The organism is Pseudoalteromonas sp. NZS100_1 (assembly GCF_015864285.1).
Lineage (GTDB): Bacteria > Pseudomonadota > Gammaproteobacteria > Enterobacterales > Alteromonadaceae > Pseudoalteromonas > Pseudoalteromonas arctica.
Genome location: NZ_JADYXN010000013.1, coordinates 91055 through 117437 on the forward strand (window position 1 = coordinate 91055; position 26383 = coordinate 117437).

19 protein-coding genes are annotated in these 26383 nt (G+C 38.6%); 3 read left to right on the forward strand and 16 right to left on the reverse strand.

From position 1 onward, the window contains the following. Positions 1 to 87 precede the first annotated feature (87 nt). Entirely contained in the window at positions 88 to 2937 is a 2850-nt protein-coding gene (locus tag I6F66_RS10840; RefSeq protein ID WP_197209263.1) for a UvrD-helicase domain-containing protein, read from the reverse strand. Positions 2938 to 3219: 282 nt separating this feature from the next. On the opposite strand from I6F66_RS10840, the gene I6F66_RS10845 reads away from it, so the two are divergent. Together I6F66_RS10845 and I6F66_RS10850 are read left to right on the forward strand one after the other, a co-directional pair. Continuing rightward, positions 3220 to 3957 carry a hypothetical protein gene (locus I6F66_RS10845; RefSeq protein ID WP_024593058.1) on the forward strand — a complete coding sequence of 246 codons (738 nt, stop codon included), beginning with the start codon at positions 3220 to 3222 and terminating at the stop codon, positions 3955 to 3957. A 114-nt stretch (positions 3958 to 4071) separates the two neighbouring features. Next, entirely contained in the window at positions 4072 to 4992 is a 921-nt protein-coding gene (locus tag I6F66_RS10850) for a M14 family metallocarboxypeptidase (protein WP_197119434.1), read from the forward strand. A gap of 67 nt (positions 4993 to 5059) precedes the next feature. On the opposite strand, the gene ccoG is transcribed toward I6F66_RS10850, so the two are convergent. The 10 genes from ccoG to I6F66_RS10900 form a co-directional block, all read right to left on the reverse strand. Beyond that, positions 5060 to 6442 (reverse strand): cytochrome c oxidase accessory protein CcoG, encoded by a 1383-nt coding sequence (ccoG, locus tag I6F66_RS10855; protein WP_197119433.1) that lies wholly within the window; start codon positions 6440 to 6442, stop codon positions 5060 to 5062. Positions 6443 to 6587: 145 nt separating this feature from the next. Continuing rightward, a complete protein-coding gene (locus I6F66_RS10860) occupies positions 6588 to 8006 on the reverse strand; it encodes a sigma-54-dependent Fis family transcriptional regulator (RefSeq protein ID WP_024593061.1) in 1419 nt (472 codons plus the stop codon). Between the two features lie 93 nt (positions 8007 to 8099). After that, complete coding sequence (locus tag I6F66_RS10865) at positions 8100 to 9404, reverse strand: AarF/ABC1/UbiB kinase family protein (RefSeq protein WP_024593062.1); 1305 nt, start codon at positions 9402 to 9404, stop codon at positions 8100 to 8102. Between the two features lie 68 nt (positions 9405 to 9472). Continuing rightward, positions 9473 to 10027 carry a DUF1439 domain-containing protein gene (locus tag I6F66_RS10870; protein ID WP_197119431.1) on the reverse strand — a complete coding sequence of 185 codons (555 nt, stop codon included), beginning with the start codon at positions 10025 to 10027 and terminating at the stop codon, positions 9473 to 9475. A 371-nt stretch (positions 10028 to 10398) separates the two neighbouring features. Beyond that, positions 10399 to 13080 (reverse strand): DUF349 domain-containing protein, encoded by a 2682-nt coding sequence (locus I6F66_RS10875; protein WP_197119430.1) that lies wholly within the window; start codon positions 13078 to 13080, stop codon positions 10399 to 10401. Further along, entirely contained in the window at positions 13070 to 13351 is a 282-nt protein-coding gene (locus tag I6F66_RS10880) for a YeaC family protein (protein WP_007378333.1), read from the reverse strand. Before I6F66_RS10880 ends, I6F66_RS10875 begins: the two co-directional genes overlap by 11 nt. 1 nt (position 13352) lies before the next feature. After that, positions 13353 to 13679, reverse strand: coding sequence for a hypothetical protein (locus tag I6F66_RS10885; protein ID WP_024593065.1), 327 nt, complete (start codon positions 13677 to 13679; stop codon positions 13353 to 13355). A 139-nt stretch (positions 13680 to 13818) separates the two neighbouring features. Beyond that, positions 13819 to 15321: a sodium:alanine symporter family protein gene (locus I6F66_RS10890; RefSeq protein ID WP_197119429.1), complete on the reverse strand. Its 1503-nt coding sequence runs from the start codon at positions 15319 to 15321 to the stop codon at positions 13819 to 13821. Between the two features lie 376 nt (positions 15322 to 15697). Continuing rightward, entirely contained in the window at positions 15698 to 16825 is a 1128-nt protein-coding gene (locus I6F66_RS10895) for a M14-type cytosolic carboxypeptidase (protein ID WP_010554015.1), read from the reverse strand. Positions 16826 to 17008: 183 nt separating this feature from the next. Then, complete coding sequence (locus I6F66_RS10900) at positions 17009 to 18451, reverse strand: glyceraldehyde-3-phosphate dehydrogenase (protein ID WP_197209264.1); 1443 nt, start codon at positions 18449 to 18451, stop codon at positions 17009 to 17011. A 174-nt stretch (positions 18452 to 18625) separates the two neighbouring features. On the opposite strand from I6F66_RS10900, the gene I6F66_RS10905 reads away from it, so the two are divergent. Further along, complete coding sequence (locus I6F66_RS10905; RefSeq protein WP_165728873.1) at positions 18626 to 19426, forward strand: DUF2989 domain-containing protein; 801 nt, start codon at positions 18626 to 18628, stop codon at positions 19424 to 19426. A gap of 286 nt (positions 19427 to 19712) precedes the next feature. On the opposite strand, the gene ihfA is transcribed toward I6F66_RS10905, so the two are convergent. The 5 genes from ihfA to I6F66_RS10930 all read right to left on the reverse strand — a co-directional run bounded on the left by ihfA (position 19713) and on the right by I6F66_RS10930 (position 25510). Then, the gene (gene ihfA, locus I6F66_RS10910) at positions 19713 to 20012 is read right to left on the reverse strand and encodes an integration host factor subunit alpha (protein ID WP_002960690.1); all 300 of its coding nucleotides are present in this window, start codon (positions 20010 to 20012) and stop codon (positions 19713 to 19715) included. A 2-nt stretch (positions 20013 to 20014) separates the two neighbouring features. Further along, positions 20015 to 22402 (reverse strand): phenylalanine--tRNA ligase subunit beta, encoded by a 2388-nt coding sequence (pheT, locus tag I6F66_RS10915; RefSeq protein ID WP_002960691.1) that lies wholly within the window; start codon positions 22400 to 22402, stop codon positions 20015 to 20017. Between the two features lie 15 nt (positions 22403 to 22417). Further along, on the reverse strand, positions 22418 to 23398 hold the full coding sequence (gene pheS, locus I6F66_RS10920; protein ID WP_182734245.1) for a phenylalanine--tRNA ligase subunit alpha: 981 nt from the start codon (positions 23396 to 23398) through the stop codon (positions 22418 to 22420). Between the two features lie 346 nt (positions 23399 to 23744). Further along, the gene (gene hda, locus I6F66_RS10925) at positions 23745 to 24455 is read right to left on the reverse strand and encodes a DnaA regulatory inactivator Hda (protein ID WP_007580342.1); all 711 of its coding nucleotides are present in this window, start codon (positions 24453 to 24455) and stop codon (positions 23745 to 23747) included. Continuing rightward, positions 24455 to 25510, reverse strand: a complete 1056-nt coding sequence (locus I6F66_RS10930) for a DUF2066 domain-containing protein (RefSeq protein WP_197119427.1) — start codon at positions 25508 to 25510, stop codon at positions 24455 to 24457. Before I6F66_RS10930 ends, hda begins: the two co-directional genes overlap by 1 nt. Between the last annotated feature and the right edge of the window lie 873 nt (positions 25511 to 26383).

Below are 26383 nucleotides of genomic sequence, written 5' to 3' on the forward strand. Positions count from 1 at the left end.
GATAGCTTGTTAAAATCAATCTAATGAATGTAATTTCTATTTACATAGTTCTATAAAATAGACAAGTGTAAACCTACTTGTTAGCCGTTAAACATTCATTTTTCGAGTGTTTTTACAGTTATCTTCTTTAAGAGCGAAACCGCTGCACCCTAAAAATTCACCGTGCTTAGATTTGCGTTTACGCATTTCGCGACCACACTTTTCACAAATTGGGTGCTGCGTTTTACACTCTGTATTCACACATTGTGAGTACGTGTTTTTATCAATCGATGGGCTACTACAGCTTTTACACACTCGTAATTTAGTTTCGCAAATTTGCGTATTAGTACAACTATAATAATCACCATATTGACCCGTTTTTGGCACAATTAAACCGTCGCTGCACGTACTACACTCTCTTTGCTTTAGTTGCGACTTATTAAACAACGTTGAAGCGATTTGAATGGGATAATTGTCATCTACTAGTTCTTTTACAAACGCTGAGCATGCATAAGGGTCTGCAATTAAATACGCTTTATGTTTAGCGCGCGTAATACCTACATAAAGCAAACGCCTTTCCTCTGAGTGAGTGAATTCATCTTGCTCTGGTAATAACGCCTCCACCAGCACATTATTTTGATTATCGCTAGGAAACCCTAATTTACCTTGTTCAAAACCAATAATAATACAGTAATCGGCTTCAAGCCCTTTGGCACTATGCAATGTCCAAAAATAAAGAGAGTTTGTATGCTTTTTATCTTTTAAATGCTGCTGCACGCTATTTAACATGTATCTATATCGACTAAGTATGGCAATGCTCGCTGATGCATCATTTTTTTGAATAGTGCTTATGCTCTGCTGCACTTTTATTTCTATCGATTTAGTACCTTGGTATAAATCGTCTAATAAAATAACTTGTGGTGTGGTTACTTGTGTATGTGTGCTGATCTGCTTTTTATATTGCTCAGGGTTTTGCATTACAAAACGCCCTGCTACATCACTAATACTATTGTTATATCTAAATGTTTTTTGCAACATAGTAAGTGAGTGGCTGCCCACTAATTCATTAAAGCGTGTAGTAAGCGCTAAATTACCACCCGAGAACCGATAAATTGCTTGCCAGTCATCACCAACAGCAGTAAAGCGTATTCCGTTACCATGTTTTAATATGGCATTTATGAAAGCCATACGCGCGCTTGATATGTCTTGAAACTCATCAACTAAAATGTGGCTCCACACAATATTAAAATCTCCGCTTACTATCGCCTTTGTTGCTTGAATAATCATGTCGTCAAAATCAATGGCACTTTGCGCGTTTAGTTCATTTATATAAGCATCATGAATTTGCACTAACAAGTTTGCATATTGCTGGTAATTTTTAATACCACTTTGCTTAATGCGCTGTGCTATTTGCTTATTATTTAGTTGCTCCACTCGAATAGCTTGTAAACATTTTATGTACTTATCAATGCCTTGCTGTAACTGCCCTGAGTTATTTAAAGTATGAAATATTTCGTCGTTACTTAAAGGTGTTAATTCAACATTATGCTGCTTTAATTGCTTTGCGAGGGTTTGCTCTAGCTTTCCTTCTACCCAGTTGTAATGAAAGGTCTCGAGTAAGGTGGTGCCATTTTGTTTATGCAGTTTTCGCTTAAATGCAACTTGCTCATTATAGTGTTTTTTATCTATATCAGCACGTGTATTCCCTTGCCTATCAATGCCAAAGTGCTCTAGGTAAATATCATATTGAGGTATATAAAAGTCTGGTTGGTATTGCCCACTTAGCTCTGCGCCTTGGCTAAAGTGATAATTCACCTCATAACTGTGCGGTACGCAATTCAAATGTAGCCAGTTTGAAATAAGCACTTCCTGATAACTTTTTACTTTATGACCCGCAAGGCTACGGTATTCGTTATCGCGTACGTACCGCTCGTACTGTGCATTATCTTTAAAGCTAAATATATCAATCGGCTCATGGAGTAAATCTACAAATGCTTTTAAAAACTGTGGCTCGGTTTGTATTTTTTTACTTACCCACCCAGTTAACCAACTATTTAATTGAACTGGGTCAGTTGCAAATTTTGACAACTCGATTGGCTTTTTAGCACTTTGTAGTAATTTAAGCCCAAGCGCATGAAACGTTAAAATAGTGGGTGCTTTGGTATGCAATTTTGCATGCGTGGCGCGTTTAATAAAGCGCTCTTTAAGCTCATTTGCTGCTGTTTTATTATAGGCCAGCACTAAAATTTGCTCAGGCTTGGCAATATTGCATGCTATTAAATCTAAAGACTTTGCTACCATCACAGATGTTTTACCTGTGCCTGCTGCCGCTAATACTAAATTTTTATCGTTATCGCGTATTACCGCTAAGCGCTGCTCTGTTGTTAATGGATTTGACTCTACTTGATTAAAAAAGTCATTTTTAAGAGTTAGTTGTTTTTTTTCATATTTATGGCGCAACTGTGCAATTGCATCGTGAGTATTGGGTGTAGTGCTCAGTATATTTAAAAATTTAATACTACTTTGCGATAAGTGTTGTTGCCACACACTTGTACTTTTAGCGTACTGCTTGGTAAGCAAAAACACATCATTATTAAGTGTTTTTATGGAACTATCACGTAAAAACTCATCTAAAGCATAACGCTTGAGCGAAATCTTTGCGTTATTTACCTTTTGCTCAAGCAGGACTGAAAACCGCGTGTTAAGGGCAGTATTTAAGGTGTTCGCTTGTGCTTTGTTTAAAAAGCTAATTGATGTATTGCTACTGTCGCACAAATTAATTTTGGCGCTAAATAAACGGTTTTTAAGTATTGAGTAATTATAAAAGTCTTTAATTAAAAATGTCCGCGCGGGAGCACGTCTAAAATGCACAACAAGGCGCTCTTGTTCAATAGTTACGTGTTTAATACGGGTAAAAAAACGGCCTAGCCAACTTGGAGTAGCAATATACTGCGCCATAATACTCAATATGAAGATATGCTTTACCTTAATTGTAACATACTCTTTTATAATACATTTAGCGCTAAATCGATGCTTACTTAGTAAACAATTTAATTGGTAAGTTAGTTTTTAAACCTGGTGATTAATGTTTTATTTACACCCGTTAACAAATTTAAACATTTATAGATAGCTTGTTGTGTAACAATGCACATATACAAACTTACACTTCATATAATTGTTAGGTATATCCCCAATTAAACAATTATTTACAGCCTAATTAAGTGGTTTAAAGGAGCTAACATGCTTAAAAAATGCATTACCACAACGGCTTTAATTTTAGCATTATGCGCTTGCACGTCAGAAACAGAGTCGGATTTAGTAAAAACACAAGGTATTTGGGCAGGTTTTGAACTAGTTTCTGACGGTAACCGCACGCGTGTTAACGCAGAACTAAATGCAGGCGATGCTAATGGCTCTAACATTGTTTTAAGCGATAGCGACTCATTACAAGCTGTTGTTAATAGCACTGCTATTGTACTTACAAAAGATACCGACTTTTTAGACGTTGATTACCAAGCGTATATAAATGCCACTGACGATAACCAACAGTTTGATATAAAATTTAAACGGGATGATGGCATAAATGCTAATTCGAGCGTGGAGTTGCCTTTAAATTTTATTATTTTAACCCCGAGTAACAGTCAAAATTTTGGTATTAATAGTACTCTTACAGTTCAATTAGATGGCACTGATCCTAACAGTACAAGCCAAGTAGAACTTAGCAGTAGTTGCACTACCAATAATAATGAAACGCTTTTGCAGTCAACATTTTTTGCGCTTAATTCATCTCGCCTTGAAATAAATTTACAAAGTTTAGATATGTTTAGCAGCTCGCAAGTAGATCAAAGTAAAACGTGTGATTTAACAATTAGTGTAAAACGCGATCGATTCGGTAGTATTTCGGGTGAATACGCTAACCAAAGCTATATTAAATCCCAGCAATCGCGCGCTATAAAAAATATGACTTTAACGTTTTAATTTGCACGCTAATTTACTCAGCGTTAAGCTACGCCTTTATTAAGTAACTCTACCAATTGTAGTTGACCTCCTTATTTACAGGAGAGCTAATAACAATTGATATAAAGGTTTATTATGACTAACAGCACATACCCTATTGGCACACCTGGCAAAAAATGGAATAACAACGATAAAGCCCAGTGGTTAGCGCGCCAAAACATTAAACGCAGTTACCAAAACGAAGTCGTAACGCTAATTAATGATCTTAAAAACACCTTAGATATAGAGCAATACGGCGAGCTTAATTACGCCGCTGGCACTTACCCATTATACATATTAAAAACGCCTAACTTTAATGCTAATAAACCAACTGTTTTAATCACCGGTGGTGTACATGGCTATGAAACCAGTGGCGTACATGGCGCACTTAGGTTTGCTAAAACATCGGCTATGCAATATTGCGAACAGTTTAATATTATAATTGCACCCTGCATTAGCCCTTGGGGATATGAAACTATAAACCGCTGGAACCCAGACGCCATTGATCCTAACCGCTCATTTTACGAGGGCAGCCCAGCTCAAGAGTCAGCCGCTATTATGGCGTTTGTAAAATCACTCGATGTAGACTTAGTCGCTCATATTGATTTACACGAAACAACTGACAGCGATAACAGTGAATTTAGACCCGCACTTGCTGCGCGTGAAGGCACTACTAACAATAACTGGAACATACCTGATGGGTTTTATTTAGTTGCAGATACCAAAAAGCCTGAGCCGGAGTTTCAAAAAGTCATTATAGAAAGCGTTGCAAAAGTCACTCATATTGCACCGAGCGATGAAAACAACCAGCTAATAGGCGTACCTCAAGAGCAATTTGGTGTGATTAACTATGCAGCTCGAGAGTTAGGTTTATGTATGGGCTTTACTGATGCACCCTATGTAACTACTACAGAAGTGTACCCAGATAGCCCAACTGCAACAGATGAAGAATGTATTTTGGCACAAGTCGCCGTTATAACAAGCGCACTGAAATATATAAGTACAAACACGCAATAAAAACTGCATATAAAAAATGCCCAAGGAGAATATCTACTTGGGCATTTTTTATGAAACTTTACCAATCTTAGTTTTTATAAAACTGGCTGTCTTTGGTTATAGTGATGCTGGCATCTTCTTGCGCTGTTACTATAAATTTAAGTTTAGTTACTTTTCGTTCAATGTCGTAGCCATCGGCTGTTACGGTCACTGGTACGCTTTTCATAACACCCGGTTGAACAAGTGTAGAGCGTGGGCTTGAGAGTATTGCACCAGGTAAACCCTCTATAGCGATGCTGTAATGCAGTGCTTGTTGGGTTTTATTAATAATAGTAAGTGTGTAAGGGTTTTCTACTAAGCCTTCGTAGTTCACTCTGTAGAGCGCATTTCTGTCGCGTAGTACCGAGGCTTCTATTGGAGTACGTTGCAGCATCCATGCAAACATCGATATTATTAACAAAGCCGTTAATGCGCCATATCCTACTAGTTTTAACCTAAATGGATTGGTTTTCCCCCCTTCCATTTGTTTTTCACTCGCGTATTTAATTAAGCCTTTTTCGTAACCAAATTTATCCATGGTATCGTCGCAGGCATCAATACATAAGCCACAGTTTATACATTCATATTGCAATCCATTTCGAATGTCTATTCCTGCAGGGCATACCTCTACACACAAGTTACAGTCTACACAGTCACCTAAGTTAAGCTCTTTTGGATCAGCTTTGCGTTTACGTGGTCCTCGGCTTTCACCTCGCTCGTTATCATATGTAACAAGCAACGTATCTTTATCAAACATAACAGCCTGAAAACGAGAATAAGGGCAAGCAATTGTGCACATTTTCTCGCGTAAAAACCCAGCATTACCGTAGGTGCAAAAAGCAAATAAAAACACCCAAAAGCTCGTTATACCTGACCACTCAAACGTAAGCATTTCCATATACAAACTTTTTGCCGGAATAAAATATGCCATAAACGAGGTAGCGGTTAAAACTGAAATAACAATCCACGCACTGTGCTTAGTTATTTTTTTGCGCCAAGTGCTTAGCGTCCACTGTGATTTATCTAATTTAATTCGCTGATTTCGAGTGCCTTCTATGCGTTGCTCTACCCACGAAAACATGAGCATCCATATAGTTTGCGGGCACGTATAACCACACCAAACCCGACCAAGCCAGTTAGTTACAAAAAATAATGCAAAAGCCCCCACCATAAATAGCAGGGCTAAAATCATAAAATCTTGAGGAAGGAGTGTTAGACCAAAAATAGTAAAAGTTTGCGTTGCCACATCAAGCAGCACAGCTTGTTGTCCGTTATATTGGATCCACGGTATTGCAATAAAAGTTAGCATTAACAGCCAACCTAAATTACGGCGTATGCGCTGAAAAAATCCTTTTTGCTCGCGGATATAAATTGGCCCTTCGGTGTTATAGGGCTTAATGATCATGTCTTCTTCTTTAATATCAAACTTCATAGTACTTGCTTCATAATGACGGGTATTATGCAAGTATTTGCAACTTTCAGACCAAGCTGAAACTTTATTTATATCATTGATATTAAACAGTTTATTTCAACGCAGTAAAATAGAATTCGCGATATTAAACGCGCTGCGCGATATATCACGAATTTTTAGCAATCCCTAACTTTCGCATTTTTGAGCGTAGTGTACTCTCAGGTAAGCCCAATTTAACTGCTGCCCCTTTATCACCCGATATTTGCCAGTGCGATAACGCGAGAACAGAGGTTATATGCTGCTTTTGGGCCTCATCAAGCGTAAGTGAAGGGTTAATAACTACTTCACCACCCGCTTGCAAAGGCTGACTTAGCTGTAGTACAGCCTGATTAGATAAAATAGCTTCGCGTTCAAGTACATTTTGCAGCTCTCTAATATTGCCTGGCCAATTGTAGGCTTGCAGCTGTGTAATTGCTTTTTTACTTAGTCCTTTTAAGTGTTTACCCAGTCGTTTATTTATCTGCGCAATTAAATTAGCGCATAAATAAGGAATATCCTCTTTTCGATCTTTAAGGGCGGGTACTTTTATAGGAAATACATTAAGCCGATAATACAAATCAATTCTAAACGTGCCTTTTTGTACCATTTCCCACAGGTCGCGGTTAGTCGCTGCAATCACTCTAATATTTACTTTTAGCGTATTGCTGCCACCCACACGTTCAAACTCTTGTTCTTGCAGGACTCTCAGTAATTTACTTTGCGCCTCAAGTGGAAGCTCTGCTATTTCATCTAAAAACAAGGTGCCTTTATCAGCAAGTTCAAAACGCCCTTTACGGCGTTCATTTGCACCTGTAAACGCGCCTTTTTCATGGCCAAAAAGTTCCGATTCTAGCAAACTTGGGGTAAATGCGGCGCAATTTACTTTTATAAAGGCTTGTTCGCTACGCTTGCTTAGTCGATACAAATTACGAGCTACTAATTCTTTACCCGTGCCATTTTCGCCAAGTATAAGCACTGTGCTGTCGGTTTCACTTACCAGTTTTATTTGATCTAACATGGTTTGAAATATATGACTTTGTCCAACTAGCCCTGAGTCTTGCCAATCTTCGTTAAGTTCTGCAATTAAGTAGTTGTTTTCATCTTTGAGCTGCTCACTTAAATGATTTACTTGCTCAAGTGCCTCTTGCAAAGCATTTTGTGTTTGTTGTTGCAGTGATATATCGCGAAATACCGCTACAGCACCAATTAACTCATCATTTTTATAAACCGGTGTTGAGGTGTATTCCACTGCAAATGAGCTGCCGTCTTTACGCCAAAAAACTTCATTTTTAACTTCACGACGTTTGCCGTCAAACATGGTGCAATATATTTGGCATTCATCAGCGGGATAAGGTGTGCCATCAGCATGAGTATGGTGATGATATTGGTGTATTTTTTTACCTAATAGTTCGTCAGCGCACCAACCTGTCATGCGCTCAGCGGCAGGATTAACAAACACCGCATTACCCGACAGGTCAAAACCGTATATGCCCTCACCTACTGCGTTTAGCAATAATTTAGGATCGTTTAAAAATTGTTTTATCATAAATGCACCTCGCGAAATATCGCGAGCATTATGGCAATTTTATACATTAAGTGCACTCATTACTTAAAATGCACTTACGTGTAAATTAAAACGCTATAAATAGTGCTGAAATAGCGTTTTTACATCTATTTTTGCACCTAGCCTTGCGGCTATTAAGTAAAGTCCTGCAAGTTTTCGGTGAATAAATAGCGCATCAACGGGCGGTGTATGCCATTGCTGAGATTGCCCACTAAGAGCAAGCCCTGCATTTTTAATTTTGAGCGCTAGTTCGCTATTTTTAAAATCAAACTCCCCTTCTGCTCTCAGTGGCTCGCACGCCATTATGAATAAATCAATGACGTTGTTTTTATACTCATCAACTAAGTCATTTTTAAAATAACCAATGTGTAAAGCCGCTCTAAGTAGGCCTTCTCGGTTGTTTTCACTGCCCGCTTTAAATAAGGCCAAATAAGCGCGGCTGAGCTCAGATGATATTTCTCGCGTTGCACCAAAATCAAATAAAACAATTTTTTGTGTATCAAGCTGATAATGAAAGTTGGCAAAGTTAGGGTCGGTTTGAATGAGTTTAAAATCAAACATCTCTTTAAAAAACAAATCAATTAGTTGTGCTGCAACAAAGCTTTTTTGGTTATTAGGTAGCTCTATAATACTCTCAATCGGCTCAGCCTTTACATATTCCATGGTAAGTACTTGCTGCGTACTATGCTCTGGATATACGTTAGGCACTTTAAAATGGGGATTAGTTGCTAATGCATTTTTATAACGTATTAAGTACTGAGCCTCCCTCTTATAATCAGCTTCGGCCAATAACTGAGCTTTGGCTTCACTAATAAGCGGTTTAATATTAAGATCTTTTGGCAATAATCGAGAAATCGTTAATAACGAAATAACATTGTCGACATCACTCACAACACTTTTTGCAATACCAGGATATTGAATTTTAACAGCCAGTTGCTCACCATTTTCCTTATAAGCTAAATGTACTTGCCCAATAGAAGCCGCAGCAAAAGGTCTTAATTCAATATGAGAAAAACGCGCTAGCCAGTCATCTCCCCATTGCTCTTTTAATACCTCTACAAGTTGTTTATGAGGCATTGGGTTGGCATCTGAGCGCAGCAAAGCAAGTAATTGAGCTAATTCAGGACTGAGTAAGTCACCGGCATCCATTGAAAGTAATTGCCCGAGCTTCATTGCAGCGCCACGTAAATGAGATAGCTGTGTGGCTAGCTTTTCAATATTTTTAGGTTGTAGTAGCAAGCTTTTATTGTCCCAACCTTTACCGGTTAGCGCGCTCTTAGCGCCATCAACTAACATATTGGTAGCAACACCTGTGGCAAGTGAGCCTAATTTTGCAAAGCGAGAAAGCCGAGAAGTGGGAACAGTACGAGGAGCCGCCATAATATTAAAACCTAATTAGCCTGAAAGTCAGGCTAATTAATACGTATATTTTAAGTAGGTCGATCTACTTATAGACTAGGTACTAGCTTAATTGCGCCTTCAACAATTTGTATATCAAGCGGTAGCTTGCTTAATAAAACCATTTTAGGATCGTCCATATTTAATGTATAAACAGGATTTACTGCTAAAAAGGCATTAATTACTTCCATTGCTTGGCTATCAAGTGCGCCTAAATTACCGCTAAAACCACCGGCATCTACACTCGAATCAAGTAACTTAATATTACGTAAAAACACCGCATTTTTCTCACTGTCGTAAAATGGGCTGCCTTCAATTTGAAGCTGTAAACGTACTGGGTATTTTAAAGCAAAAGCGTTAATTTCAGCGCTTGAATCTGCGCCAAGCACAACAACATCGCGGTTATCGGGTCCAATATTCACACTTAAGTCGTTTACATCAAACTGAACTGGCAAACCCATTAAGCTTACTTTCTCACTTAACTTTGGTAATTGTTTACTAAGTACAGACTCAACCTCAGAGTTAGTAAATGAATATACTGATATGCCTTGCGTGGTATTACAGGCAGTTAAAAATAACGCTGCAATAATAACTAAAATTCTCATGAGAACCCTTTTATTTATAATGAAGTAATGATGCTTATAAAAAAGCCGCTATTAAAGCGGCTTATTAAAATAGTAACCAGCATATATTAAACTGGTTCTAGGGCGTGTTGACCTTTGTGGATTGAAATTTGTTCAATCTAGGGTCGATTTAATCGCGGCGTGAGGTTTGTAACCTAGCGGGCTAAGTCAAAACCGAGCAACAAAGAGTTAATCGTCCCTAGAAAGAACCCAAAGGGCAGCGCATGTTTGGCATTTATGCTGCGTTATCGCCTATTTATGGGGAATAACCACACTACATAGACTCTGCCTTGCCTAAATACCAAACAGTCTGCTGCAAATTCAACCACGAAAGGTCAACACGCCCTAGTGTATTAAGCTGCAAGTATCGCTTTAAGTCGCATTAGTGTGTCAGGTTCAACTGAACCGCCACTGAGCGCTAGTAACTGTTTTAAATAATAGTTTAAATCAGCATGTTCGCCACGATGCTTGTCATCTAACATGGCTACTTGTTCTGCCATTCTAAGTGACTTATCAGTTGAGCTTACGTTCGCTAGTATTTCCATGCGCGTAATAAGCTGTTCAGTATTTAATGTTGTTTTAAGCGGTGCTTGGTACTGACTTGGTAACGCTTCATTGTTCTCAAGTGCTGTAATTAGTGCATCTAAATTAGCTTGCTCTGATTTGCTTGTAAGCAATGCAAGTTTATCTTCAATGGCCGCTAGTAGCTTAGTCACTTTTGGCGCTAACGATCTAAACTGTGCATACCCTTTCACTTTTGTTTCTAGGTCGTGCAACTGTGCTCTTTGATTTACATCGCTAAGTGCTGCTTCAAGCTCAGCAAGTTCTGAAACGGCTTGCTTATCTGACTCGTTTTGCTCAAGTTTTTGCTGTTCAAACTCACTACTACGCTTAGTAAATGTTTCATCGTTAAATTGACGAAATTTTTGCCATAACGCATTTTCAGCTTTCAAACCTGCAAAACCAATGGTTTGCCATTGTTGCTGCATTTGCTTCAACTCTTGGCATGCAGCGGCTAAATCATCACTTTGTGACAACTGCTCTGCTTTTTCTACTAACTCATTTTTAAGTGCAGCATTACTTTTATGAAATGCATTTAATAAAGCCAGTACTTGCTGTTGCTCATTTTTATAACGATCGTTTAATGTACGGTATGTTTTAGGATCAACTTTACCTACACTGCGCCACGCTTTGTTTAAACGATTGTATTGGCTTTCATATTGCTTCCAATCAAAATCATCCTCAGCAGTAGGCTGTAAATGAAGTGCATGCATATCGCTAATAATACTTTCGCGTTGTGCTTTAGATGCTTCGCGTTGTACTTCTTGCTCTGCGAAGTAACTACGACAAGGTGCAAATAACAGCTCGATTTTTTCATCAAACTGAGTGCCTTGTTGCTTCTCTTCGTCTGTATCTAAACGACCTAACTCATTCCAACGTTTACGTAGTGCTTTTACCTGCTCAGCACGTTGTTGTGGGTCAGTACACTCTTCACTTACTAATGCGCTTACTTCTTCTAATAAAGCTTCACGCTTTGGTGCAGCAGCGTATTTTTGCCAATCTTTAGCGTCTGCAAGTTGCGCTTCAAGCTCTGCTTTTATGTTTACAAGCGGCTGTTGGTATTGTTCAGTAAGGGTATTAAATAATTCTTCAAACCCTTTAAATACGCCAAAAGCAACGTTAAATCGACCTTCTTCAATCAGGCGTTTAACATCACGTGCTTTGCGTTTTGCTTGGCTTTGATTTTTTTCAAGCGGCTTAACGAGTTCATTCATTGGTGCTAAAAATTGCTTTTTATGCGTGTTTAGCTGTGTTTTAAACGTACTTTGCAGTGCGCCATCTAATATATTTAAATGATTACGCGCTGCTTTAAAGCCATTGTTAAACTCAGTTAAAGTAACATCGTACTGCGCTAAGTCTTCTGCTGGTTTAATTTCACACAATGCTGTAAAAGCGAGCTTGTACTCTTTAATGGCAGCGGTTAGCTCAGGTAGCTTAGCAACTTGAGTAAATAACTTTTCTAACTTACTTACAGCAAGTTTTGATTGCGTGTTATTAGCAAGCTCTGTTTCGCTAATAGCGTGCTTAGCTTGCGCTACTTTTGCATCAAGCCAATCTTGTTGAATTTGCTCTGGCGTTTCAAGACCAAGTTGTAAGGCATTTTCAATTTCTTCGCTTAACGCTTCAAGCGTTGCAAGTGCTAGTAATTGGCGCTGTTGTTGCGCTAATTGTTGCTGCTCTTTATCGTGTACCGCTTGTAGCTGTTCAATGTGTGCATTTAACTTAGTGGTAATCGAAGTATATTTTTCATCAAGCAACTTAACACGGTCATCACTTAACCATTTAAGCTCAAGTGCTTGCCACTGAGCCATTAGCTCGCCCGCTTGTGGATTAACAACACCAAAGTCTGTTTTTTCACGCAAAGCATTTAACTTCGCTAAAATAATACGTGTTGCACCCTCTACTTCAAGTGGCTTTTCTATTGCTAGACGTTCATTTTCAATATGCGTTTCAAGTGCTGTTTTTGCGCCACCCTTTGCATGTTTTACTAATGGCTTAATTAATTGATGAGTAATAACAAGTTCAACTAATTGAGTTTGTAGCTCTTCGCTACCTTCTTTAAATGCTTTTTCTACTAGTTTTGGATTTGCTAAACGTTTTAATAATTTAACGCGTACTTGCAGCTCTTTTTCTGCAAACGCTAACTTTTCTAGTGTTTTTACTGGCGCAAAGCGCTCAATATATTCATTTTTAATTTGCGGTGTTAGTGCACTTTCGCTATTTAAAACAGCATTTGATATTTGCAGCTCTGCTATATCTTTTAATGCCTGATCTTGTTTATACGCTTTCCACCAAAGTGGTAAATCGTTTACTTTTTGTAGTGCTTTGCGGCGTATTTCAGCTGAGCTATCTTCAAGTGCTAACGTGTTTAATATGGTTGCATCACGTTCAATGTCTAATTTTTCGATAGCATCAAGACGTACTTGTTGCTTAGGGTGTTTCCACTTCGGTGTAAAAAGGTGCTTAAAGATCATGTTCACTAAACCTAGCTATTTCGTTGTCTGATTTGAATTCTTTTTGTAGTTGAGCTTTTGTCTTTTGGATCATTTCACCATTAGCACCAATCGTAAATTGCTCATTAGATTGAGCCACCTTTGCTTGATACAACATAACCAACTGCACTGTTTGTTGCTTTTGCTCATCTGATAAAACGGTGCCGTCTGGCCATTTGCCAGTAGAAGCACCGTATTGTAAGCGTTCGAATAATTCGGGAGTAATATTTTGTACAAGATTGTCGATATTCATGTCATTTTTTCTTTTTTAGAGTCACTAAAATAATACGGTTTATAATATACCAAATACAACCTACGCCAATTGCGGCAGTATAAGCATACCACTGAAGCGTTTCTTCTTGCGGTTGTAAAAAGTACAAACAGAAAAAACCACCTAAAAATAAGATAAGCGCCAAAAAGGAGTGATTTAGAAACATCTGCTTTTTTTTAATTCGCTGTTCGCGTTGAAGCTGTAAAACTTGCTCGTCGTTTAGCTCTGCAATGTTACTTTCACAATGCGGACATTGTTTATGTTTATCTGAAATTGATTTTGCACATTTTGGGCAACGAATAATCGCCATACTTCTCTCCATACTACGCATAAAAAAAGCGCCTTTCGGCGCCTTTATTGTACTTGTTTTATTTCTCGTTGTCTTTTTTGAATTTAAACCAATAAGTGATTTAGAAACGATAAACATCCAAGTTACTCACTAAGTTTAATTACTCAGCGTCTTTTGACTGTTTTGCTAGGCGTTTTTCCCAAAAAGTGGCATTTTTAATGCCTAATTTAACTGGGTCAAATATGATTTTTCCGCCCTTTTTCTTCTGTTCTTCATAATCACTTAAACATAATAAAGCAGGCTTAGCTACGAAGAAAATAGCTAAAATACCTAATATGTTAATCCAAGCCATTAAGCCAACGCCAATATCACCAATAGTCCAAATATAACCTGAATTGTTGACCATGCCGTATGCAACCATAAACATAATCACAAATTTCACGATAACAAGCGGAATACTGCCTTTAAAATAACGATTTAAGTAAGCAATATTAGTTTCTGCAATAAAGTAATAAGCAAGTATTGTAGTAAAGGCAAAGAAGAACAATGCAATACCCACAAATGCTTGTCCAAAACTGCCAAATACACTAAATAAAGCCATTTGAGTAAAGGCTGCTGAGCCTACTTCAGTGGCTGCATCAACATTTTGTACAATAAACTGTCCTGCTGGTAACTCACCCACAACATTGTATTGCTGCGTTATTAAAATCATCAACGCTGTTGCTGTACACACAAAGATGGTATCAACATAAACAGAGAAAGCTTGTACTAACCCCTGTTGAGCAGGATGGTCTACTTCTGCAGCAGCTGCTGCATGGGGCCCAGTACCTTGGCCTGCTTCATTAGAATATATACCACGTTTGACGCCCCAACCAATAGCAGCACCAAAACCGGCCTGCGCGGTAAATGCATCACTAATAATTAAATAAAATATATCGCCCACTTTATCTAAGTTTAAAAATACAACGATTAGTGCCAATACTATGTAACCAAGCGCCATAAATGGCACCACAATTTGCGTAAAGTTAGCAATACGTTTTATACCGCCAAAAATAATAAATGCTAAAACAATAAGGATAATTGCCAATGCGACTAACTTAAAGCTGCCTACGTCACCAAAGCTAGTAGTGACCATATTTCCATCGCCAAATACTTGGGTAAACGCATTACCTACCGCATTTGCTTGTACGCCGGGCAGAAAAACACCACAGGCAATAATTGCCGAAACAGCAAATAACACAGCTAGCCATTTTTGCCCTAAACAACGGTCAAAATAATATGCTGGGCCACCACGATATTGCCCGTTTTCTTCTGTTTTATAAATTTGGCCTAAAGTAGATTCTGCGTATGCGGTACTTGCTCCTAGAAAAGCAACAACCCACATCCAAAAAATAGCACCTGGCCCACCAAAACCGATAGCTGCTGCAACACCTGCGATATTACCTACACCTACTCGTCCAGATAACGATACTGCAAGGGCTTGAAAAGATGAGATACCTTTATCTGACGTGTTAGGACTAAATAATAGTTTACACATTTCTTTAAAATGTCTAACTTGAGCAAATCGAGTTAACACTGAATAAAACAAGCCTGCGCCTAGGCATAAATAGATGAGTGCATTACTCCAAACAACATCATTAACAGCGCTTACAAAAGCTTCCATGGATATCCTCTATAGTTATATTTATTATTTTTAATTACGAGACTCAGCTTTAGCTACTACGCAACATAAGTTTCACGAAATAAGGTTTTACCTTTCCCGTCCCGACTCATTATTTAATTAATCTTAACTTAAGTACCCCAACCTTGTTAACACTTAATTTTCAAAATATCTAATTACGTAGCTATTGTAATGCACCACGTCAGTTGTATTTAAATGAAAGTAGATTGATTTGTACCGATACGGTGATGATACGCCGCGAAGAAACGTTAAAAACGTTTTGAAATGAAGTTGCTATATGATTATTATTTTTTGTAAAAGGGGGTTTACTAAAAGTAAAAAGGGCATCAAAACTATTGATACCCTTCAAATAAACGTTTTATCTTAAATTATCAACAACATTAACAATAGCCGCTAATGTATCTTGACCAAACTGATATGAACGACGGTCAGACCAGCCGTAATCTGGATCTGGTAAATCGTTGTTATCTTTAAATGGCATTTCAATTGTGTACGTTAATGCTTTAAATTCTTCAGCTGTAGCTGATGAGCCTACTGTAAGGTTAGCTTGGCCGGGCTCATCTTTTGGATAGCCATGTTCATCTTGAAACTCTGGAGTAATAGTTAAAAGCGCTGCTTTAAAGCTATCTTCTAGGCCTTTAAGGCGTGCATCGTAACTTGGAATACCTTCACTGCCTGCAACAAAGTTATACGGGATAGCTTCATCACCGTGTATATCAAGGTGCATATCTAGGCCAGCTTCACGCATTTTATTAAGCACTAAGTAAACCTCAGGGCTATTTTCCATGCTTGGTGTTTGCCATTCACGATTTAAGTTAACACCTTTAGCATTAGTACGCAGATGTCCGCGTGCGCTGCCGTCAGGATTCATATTTGGTACAACGTAAAATACTGCTTTTGATAATAATGCAGCTGCGTGTGGGTCTTCGTCATCAAGTAATTTGTGCAATAGCCCTTCTACATACCACTGCGCCATTGTTTCACCTGGATGTTGACGGGCTGTGATCCAGATATTTTTCTTATCTTCACTTGGCTCACCAATTTTAAGCACACTCATATCGCGGCCATCTAGTGTTTCACCGAGCGTTATTAGTTGGCAAGCGCCTTGGCTTTGTGCCCAAGACAATAAATCTAAATGGCGGTCGTAACTGTATGGTGCAAAGTAAGCAAAATACACGCTGCCGCACTCTGGTTCAATTTCAAAGCTTAATGTGCCATTTTCATAGCTTGATGGTACACGAAACCATGTTTGACGGTCATATGATGCAACGGCTTGATACCCTTCCCAACCATCTGGGTAAGCAGATTTATCAAGCTCATTAATATTTAACTTATGCAATTGGTAAGGTGTTGTTTCAAGACGAAAGTGAAACCACTGATAAAATTCAGACTGGTGATCTTTATTAATTTCTAATTGAATATTTAAAGGATCGGTGGCTTCAATAACTTTGATATTACCACTGTCGAAATTGCTGCTGATTTTCATGAAAAAACCTTTAGGTTGAATAAGTTTATCTGCTTATTAATTCACAGAACTGACATTATTTTGTAAATAGTAAAACGAATGTGCATTTTCTTAATTAAAGCCTATCACAAGGCATACGCTTTAAAAATAATACACGACCAAAAAAGCCAGCAACATGCTGGCTTTTAAGTCACTGCAAATAAATTAGCGAGGTAAGCTTGGGAATGACACTTCGGCCATATCGCGCATACAACGAACTACTTGGCAGCTGTAACCAAATTCATTGTCGTACCATACATATAAAACAATACGGTTATCTTCAACAATCGTTGCTTGTGAATCAACAACACCTGCGTAACGGCTACCTACTAAATCGGTAGATACAATTTCCGTTGATGCGGTGTAATCAATTTGGTCACGTAAGTCTGAATGAAGTGCTGTATCGCGTAAAAATGCGTTTAGCTCTTCAACTGATGTGCTTGTTGCTAAATTAAGGTTCAAAATAGCTAGCGACACATTAGGTGTAGGTACGCGGATTGCGTTACCTGTTAATTTGCCTTCAAGCTCTGGTAATGCTTTTGAAACTGCTTTTGCAGCACCTGTTTCAGTAATTACCATGTTAAGTGCTGCGGCACGGCCACGGCGCTCTGCTTTGTGGTAGTTATCAATAAGGTTTTGGTCGTTCGTGTACGAGTGTACAGTTTCAACATGACCATTATTAATACCAAACTTATCGTTTAATGCTTTAAGCGTTGGTGTAATTGCATTAGTTGTACAGCTTGCTGCACAAACAATTTTATCTTCAGGTAAAATATATTTGTTGTTAACACCATATACAATGTTTTTGATATTACCTTTTGCAGGAGCTGTTAATAATACTTTTGCAGCGCCTTTACACTCTAAATGCTGGCCAAGGCCTGCTTCGTCTTTCCAAATACCGGTGTTATCAACAATTAATGCATTGTCGATACCGTATTGAGTGTAATCAACTTCGCTAGGAGAGTTGGCGTAAATAACTTGAATGTAGCTACCGTTAGCTTTAATTGCATTACGCTCTTTATCAATAGTGATTGAACCATTGAACGGACCGTGAATTGAATCACGACGCAGTAAACTAGCACGCTTTTCTAGATCGCCATCTTTACCGCCACGCACAACAATAGCGCGTAAACGTAAATCTGCATATGGACCTGATTTTTCAATTAATAAACGCGCTAGTAAACGACCAATACGACCAAAACCATACAATACAACATCGCGTGGTTCTTTCGCTGGTAAGTCAGCTATTTCTGCAAGTTCATCTTTTACAAATTCTTCTACTGAGCGGCCTTTAGCTGCTTCTGTAAACAAATAGCTGTATGCAAGTTTACCAATATCAATGCGTGCAGAGTTTAATTCCATTTTGCTGATAGCTTCTAAAAATGGGAAGCTTTCGCGTAAACGTAATTTAGTGCCTTCAAACTGAGCAACGGTTTTGTGAGATTTGATAATATCGATAGTACTGGCATTTACGAGAGGACGGCCATATACAGCGATTTCAATACCACGATTACGGTAAAGCTTACCAATGATTGGTTGCATGCTTTCTGCGTAATCTTGGCGCTCTTGCCAACTATTTGTGTATTCTAACTCGTGAGATGAGGTCATTTTATTTACCTAAGTTTATCATTTTGAACGGATAGCCTTTAAAAATGCACTATATTTTGAGAGTAATGCACTTCAGGCTGGGCTATTCTAATTTAATCTGAAGTTATTCTCTACTGTTAGGCGTTAAATGATTGCGTTAGAATAACAAAGTAAATATTCATTTGGGGTTAAGGGATGCTTAAAAAAGCAAGTGTACTATTGGGTTTGCTTACGTTGACAGGGTGTGAAGAGACGTTGACACTCGAAAAAGTATGTAAAGAAACACCTGGCTTTTGTAGCGACTTAAACAAAGACAGTCACTGCAAGGATGAACGCTCTGATGTAATTATTAAACGTTACATAGAATACAAAGACCCAACCGATGAGAACAAGTACCAGTTACTAAAAGGCTTTGAATCTTATAACCAATGCATAACTGTGGCTGCCAAAATAGAGCATATTAAGTTAAAAGCTAAAAAAACGTCACGTATTGACGGTCAATTAACGAGCATTAAAGAAATGACTCGGTTATATCAAGATACCCAAAATACAAATCATCCCGGTTTGCTCTACTACCAATGGTCACGAAATAATAACCAAAGTGCACTGACTAAATTATTGGCGATAGAAAATGACAAAAGTGTAACGCAAAGTGCCGAAATGCAGTTTTTTCTAGCATCTTACTATATTAAATTTGATGATGAAAAAACCATAGATTTGCTTTATAAAACTTTAGAGCTTAATAAAAAAGATAACGTACCTAACCCTGAAGTGTATACATCACTTATTAGTCTTTTTTATAAACATGATAAATTTAAGCACGCTTATATATTTTCTAAAGTAGCGCAAATGTCGGGGATTGAAAATATTGATGGGTTTGAAATTGAGCAACAATTAATAACAAATGGTAAAAGCTTAGACGGCCTAGATGTACTTGCAGAGCAAACATTTCAGCAAATAATGGCAGGTGATTTTGTATCGCCTCGAGAATTTTAATTTATAATCGCAAAAATAACCTAATACCAATCTGCTTATGTATGGGGTCTATTTAACGTTAAGGAAATTACGCTAGAACTAGGCAAAATTTTTGTATCTAGTTGTTCTCGGCAATTGCTCCCTGCATTGCTCTACCTCCTGCATCCATACAGTCGTAAATAAAACGTTTTTAACGACGTTATAGTGCAATTTAATTCGTTAAATTGATCAAAGATTTATGCAGGTTGGTATAATTTAATAACTAGGTTATTCAGGCAAATAAAAAGGCAGCTTACGCTGCCTTTTTTTATTTTGCTTTGCTTGTGCCCACTTCTACGCGGGTTTTAAGCTTTTGACCTGGTCGAAAAGTCACCACGCGACGTGCCGAAATAGGAATATCTTCGCCTGTTTTCGGGTTGCGGCCTGGTCTTTCTTTTTTGTCTCGAAGATCAAAGTTACCAAATCCAGAGAGCTTAACCTGCTCGCCTTTTTCTAGCGCTGAGCGGATTTCTTCAAAAAACGCTTCAACTAAATCTTTGGCATCTTTTTTATTGATCCCGAGCTTTTCAAATAGGTGTTCAGCTATGTCGGCTTTAGTAAGCGCCATATCTAGTCCCTCAACGATGCATTAAACTGTTCGGCCAATTCGGCCACCACGTTATCAACTACTAGATTGATATCTTTCTCTTCGAGTGTTCTATCAACCGCTTGCAGTGTTAGAGCAATCGCCAAACTCTTATAATTTGGCTCAATACCTTTGCCCTTATACACATCGAATAAGTTTAGGTCAACCAATTGATTTCCGCCAACTTTTTCGATCACGCTTAAAATGTCACCAGATTTAACGCTGTCTGCCACTAAAATCGCGATGTCGCGGCGATTTGAAGGGAATTTAGACACCCCTTCTGCTTGCGGTAAATTTCTTTTTTCTATTGCTGACATTTCAATTTCAAAAACAAAAGTTGCGTTGTTGATATCTAACGACTTTTGAGCTTGAGGATGTAAAGCACCAAAAAAACCAACCTTTTTGCCATCAACATATATTACTGCTGATTGACCAGGGTGAAGTCCATCTGACTGCTCGGCTTTAATTTCAAAGCGAGTAATGTCATTGGTAATTGCAAGTAAGGCTTCAACATCACCTTTTAAATCGTAAAAATCAACGTTACGTTTTTCTTCAACCCAATGTTCACCATTTACAAGACCCGTAATAACGCCGCCAATAACCGGTACTTGGTAAACACCATTTTCTGCACTTTCGTCGCTTATAAATTTAAGACCATGTTCGAATAAACGAATGCGAGGCTGTTGGCGATTTTGGTTATACGCTACAGACGCTAATAAACCCGGCATTAAACTTACACGCATCGCTGACATTTCAATTGAAATAGGGTGCGGTAATACCATTGCTTTACACTCTGGGTGTAAAATAGCTTGTGCTTTAGGGTCTACAAAGCTGTATGTAATTGCTTCTTGGTAACCACGAGTCACTAACGTATTACGGAACTTGCTAAGTGCAATAGTTGCTTCGTTATGTGTCGTCATTTTAAGTTTTGCAGTTGGTGCAACATTTGGAATGCTGTTGTAACCGTAAACACGTGCTACTTCTTCAATTAAGTCTTCTTCGATGCGAATATCAAAACGGTAGCTTGGTACGTCCGCACTCCAGCTTTCATTTTCTACTTTAACATCAAGACCTAAACGCGTAAGAATATCGGTTACTTTAGCATCTTCAATATGATGCCCAATAACACGGTCTAAACGTGCACGGCGAAGACGTACTTCAGTCACTTTTGGTAGTTTGTCAGCTGCGACAGCTTCAACCACTGGACCTGCTTGGCCGCCCACAATCTCAAGAAGAAGTGCTGTTGCACGTTCCATTGCATCGTGTTGTAGAGCAAAATCAACACCGCGTTCATAACGGTGTGAAGCATCAGTGTGTAAACCGTAGCTACGTGCTTGCCCTGCAATTGCTACAGGATTAAAGAACGCACTTTCAAGTAATATATCAGACGTTTTATCTGTAACACCTGATTGCTCACCACCAAAAATACCCGCTATTGCAAGTGCTTTATTATGATCGGCTATCACAAGTGTTGTGTCGTTTAGTTTAGCGGTGTTACCGTCTAATAAAACAAGTTCTTCACCTGCGTTTGCACTACGAACTTTAATACCACCTTCAATCGCATTTAAATCAAACGCGTGCATTGGGTGACCAAGCTCAAGTAATACATAGTTAGTAACATCAACTACTGGGTCGATTGAACGTACGCCACTGCGACGTAATTTTTCAACCATCCAAAGTGGTGTTTCTGCATCAAGGTTAATGCCTTTTATCACACGGCCAAGGTAACGAGGACATGCATCTTCGTTAACTAGCTCAATTGATACTTTGTCATCAATTGTTGGAGTAACAGCTGGAATATCTAATACGTTTACGTCAATACTATTTAAAACGCCTACTTCGCGTGCTAGACCTTTTATACCTAAGCAGTCACCACGGTTTGGTGTTAAATCAACATCTATAATATTATCATCAAGACCTAGGTAGTCACGTAAATCAGTGCCTACTGGTGCATCGCTTGGCAATTCCATAATGCCGTCGCCTTCTTCGCTAATACCTAGCTCAACAAAAGCACATAGCATTCCGTTTGAAGGTTGGCCGCGTAGTTTGGCTTTTTTAATTTTAAAGTCACCAGGCAGTACAGCGCCCACAGTTGCAACAGCAACTTTAATACCTAAACGACAATTTGGTGCACCACACACGATATCAAGTAGCTCATCGCCACCTACGTTAATTTTGGTAACACGCAGTTTATCTGCATCAGGGTGTTGTCCACATTCAACAACTTCACCAACAACTACGCCATTAAATTTGGCAGCAGCAGGCTCAACGCCATCAACTTCTAGACCAGCCATTGAAAGCTGTTCCGAAAGAGCTTGCGTATCAATAGCAGGATTAACCCACTCTCTTAACCACTTTTCACTAAATTTCATTTTATTGTTTCACTCTTAACGGAACTGGTTTAGGAATTTTAAGTCATTCTCGAAAAATGCACGCAAATCGTTTACGCCATAGCGCAACATAGTTAAACGCTCTACACCCATGCCAAAAGCAAAGCCGGTGTATTTTTCTGGGTCAATGCCCACAGACTTAAGTACATTTGGATGTACCATGCCGCAGCCTAGTACTTCTAACCACTTACCGTCTTTACCCATAACATCTACTTCAGCTGAAGGTTCTGTAAACGGGAAGAATGAAGGACGGAAACGAATTTCCATATCTTCTTCAAAGAAGTTACGTAAAAAATCATGCAAAATACCCTTAAGCTCAGTAAAGCTAACATCGGTATCAACCATCAAACCTTCAACCTGATGGAACATAGGTGTATGTGTTTGATCGTAATCGTTACGATATACACGCCCAGGTGAAATAATGCGCAGTGGTGGCTGCTCAGTTTCCATAGTACGAATTTGCACGCCACTTGTTTGTGTACGTAGTACTAATTTAGGATTGAAATAAAAGGTATCATGATCAGCACGAGCAGGATGATGTTCAGGAATATTTAGCGCATCAAAGTTATGAAAATCATCTTCAATTTCTGGACCTGATTTAACTTCAAATCCTAACTCACCGAAGAAGCTTTCAATACGCTCAATAGTGCGCGTAACTGGGTGCAAACCGCCAGTTGGCATAACACGCCCTGGTAGTGTTACATCGATAGTTTCAGCAGCTAGCTTTTCTTCAAGTGCCTTACCTGCTAGCAATTCACGCTTTTCGTTAATAGCAGCTTGTACATCTTGTTTAGCTTGGTTTATAACTTGGCCTGCTTCTTTACGTTCTTCAGGTGCTATTTTACCTAACGTTTTAAGTAAGCTAGTGATTTCGCCTTTTTTACCAAGGTAATTAACCCTGATATCTTCTAACTGCGCTATTTCACTGGCACTGGCTACCGCCTCAAGTGCTTGCGCTAATATGTTTTCTAAGTTCATTCGATACCTGATCTTTCACAGAAGGTGATTGCTTAAGAGCGTGTTGGCCTTTCAAGATTGCTTTACAACAGTGTTATTGGTTCTTAAATGAGGCTAAGCACTGCGGTGTAGTTTCCTACATCATCATGCTGTAACGCAAAATAAAGACCAAATACATGCTGCCTGAAGTGCTTTACTGTGGGTGGCTTATTTTTTTATTGCTCGGATTTTGTATACAAATACTATGCTACAAACTTTGCAACGTGATTAAAACACTCTTCAGTAAAACAAATTCCAATCAGGAAAGGTAAACACGCTCTGATAATAGCTTATGATAACTGAAAGCAGGGTCTAGATTCTAGACCTACTACAGCTTTAACGTTGATTTTATAAAAGGAATAGTTAATTTTCGTTGTGCGGCCATAGATGCATGATCTAATTTGTCGAGTACATCTAATAAAGCACGCATATCACGGCTTAAACGCGTTAATAAAAAGCGTGCACACTCATCACTTAATTCAAGGCCACGCATATGAGCGCGCTTAACAAGTGCTTGGGCTTTATCGTCATCACTCATAGAGCGAATTTGAAAAGTTGTACCCCATGTTAAACGGGATTCTAAGTCAGGCAGCGAGATATTAAGCATGCTAGGAAGTAAATCGGCAGTTACTACTAACATTTTTCCGGGTTCGTTAAACCGGTTAAAAAAGTTGAATAGTGCTTTTTCCCATGCATCATTGCCTGCAACTAAATGCACGTCATCAATACATAGAACATCAAGCGCTTCTAAACCGTCTAATACCATAGGTCCAAAGTCAATTACTTCGCGCATAGACAGCAGCATATTAGATAAGCCACGCTCTTGTGCTTTAATGCAGGTTGCATACAAAAGGTGAGACTTACCCGAATCACCTAACCCACATAAATAAGTATACTGAAACTTTTTAGCTAACTTCGAAAAGCTATCTTTTAAATGGTTAACCTCTAACGAATCTTCCCCACCAAAGTACGATGCAAATGTTTCGTCATCCGGCAAGGTAACCGGTAATGCCATTTGCATCGGCTCAGAAGTTAGCATTATGGCGTTATCCATTGATACTCTAAGCTATTTTTATCAACAACATGATAAAAAGCGCGTGGATCCTCATAATCTTTAAATGAGGAGTCTAACCCTAACCCTTTTTTAAGATCGCTTAGGTTACCAGTGTGGTTTAGTTTAAATTCTACAAATTCTGGTGTTTTACGAACAATATTAACTTGCGTAACAACGCTTAAGTTCAATAATCTTTGTTTTGCTAATTCAACATCAACAAAACTTTGCGTGCCTTTTAATGTTAGCGTGGCCGCGGCTTGTTCATAATAAGCATTTGGATCAATAGCGTACTCGCTTGCAAGGCCTCGAGCTAAGGTATCAATCATTTGACTCACTATTTGCTGCTTATCGCCCGTTAATCTATTTGAATCAAATTGATCATCATTAGTAAAACGCCAATCTAAAATCCAATTTTCGCTATCCGCTTCTTTATACATTCTTGCTGTAATACTTCGCTCAGCACTGTATCGTCTAGAGGCCTCTTCTACTGGTTCTGAAAAGTTACCCCATACCTCAGGAATACCTACTAAACGTCTATCTTGTAAATCAAGTAATGGCACAACGACAGGCAGACCACGGCGTCCTGCTTTGTCATAAATTAACTGCTCTAATTGCGGGTAACTTTCTTGTGTTACTAATTCTCTGCGCCAATTGTCTTCAATACCTAACCATATTGCGACTAATGGGCGTTGTACTCCCCATAAAGGTAAGTTTAACTCTTTGATTAGCGCGTTGATCTTTCGAGCTTCAAATTTAACAACGAGTTTCAATTGTCCATTTGCTCTCTCGTCATATTCAAACTTAAGCATATAATCAGAAATATCTTTAGTACGTTGCTGCGCTAATTTATTTTGATCCGCAGTTTCATCACCACTTACTTTCACTAAAACATTGAGCAAAGCTTTACGACTCGCAGCTAATCGAGTGTCTCGTGTTTTGTCATCCACTTTTAAAATATCTTGATATAGATCAGCTACTTCAACTGCCGACACAGAAAAACAAAATAAAATGGATATGGCGCTAATTAATAATCTATACACAGGCTGTTAGTTCTTGGTTTTAAACTGATTTGATCCTAAATCAAAGACAGTAACAAAGCAAAATTAAATTTGTTATCTAAGGAAATGAGAGTAATTAGCTTTTATAGAAAGTAAAAAAGATTAAATATGAATTAAGATAGTTAAATAAGTAGTACGCTATTCACCTACGTTTAACCTTACTACACTTTTCAAAAACGAGAACCTTTCGGGTTTAGTTTCATCATGAAGGTATTTAATGCAATTACTCGATGATGTTATGGCATTGATTGTTCGTTATTGGTTCACATTTTACTTTCTGCAGACGTAAAGAGCCCGAATTTTTAGATGTTGGCTCTCTACAATTTGAAGCTTGTATAATGTCATAGTGCCCACAGCGGTGGAGAGTCATAGTGAAAATGCTGCGCATTCATTGCTGAGCGGAGATTTTTCATGATTTTAGCGTCGGGAGTCGCTGCGCTCGCCCGACCTACGTGATAGGTGTTGATGTAGTGTGTGTTAATTGTGCGCATTTCACTTTTCTGCAGACGTAAAAAAGCCCGAACCGTTAGATCCGGGCTTTCTACAATGTGAAGCTTGTGTAATGTCATAGTGCCCACAGCGGTGGAGAGTCACGTAGTAAATGCTACTGTATTGGCCGACTGAGATATTGAGGGATTTTGTTGTGATTCTAGCGTCGGGAGTCGCTGCGCTCGCCCGCCCTACGTGATGGGTGTAGATGTGAGTGTGTATTAATTGCACGTATTTTACTTTTCTGCAGACGTAAAAAAGCCCGAATCGTTAGATTCGGGCTTTCTACAATTTGAAGCCTGGTAATGTCCTACTTTCACATAGCAAATGCTACACTATCATCGGCGCTGTTTCGTTTCACTACTG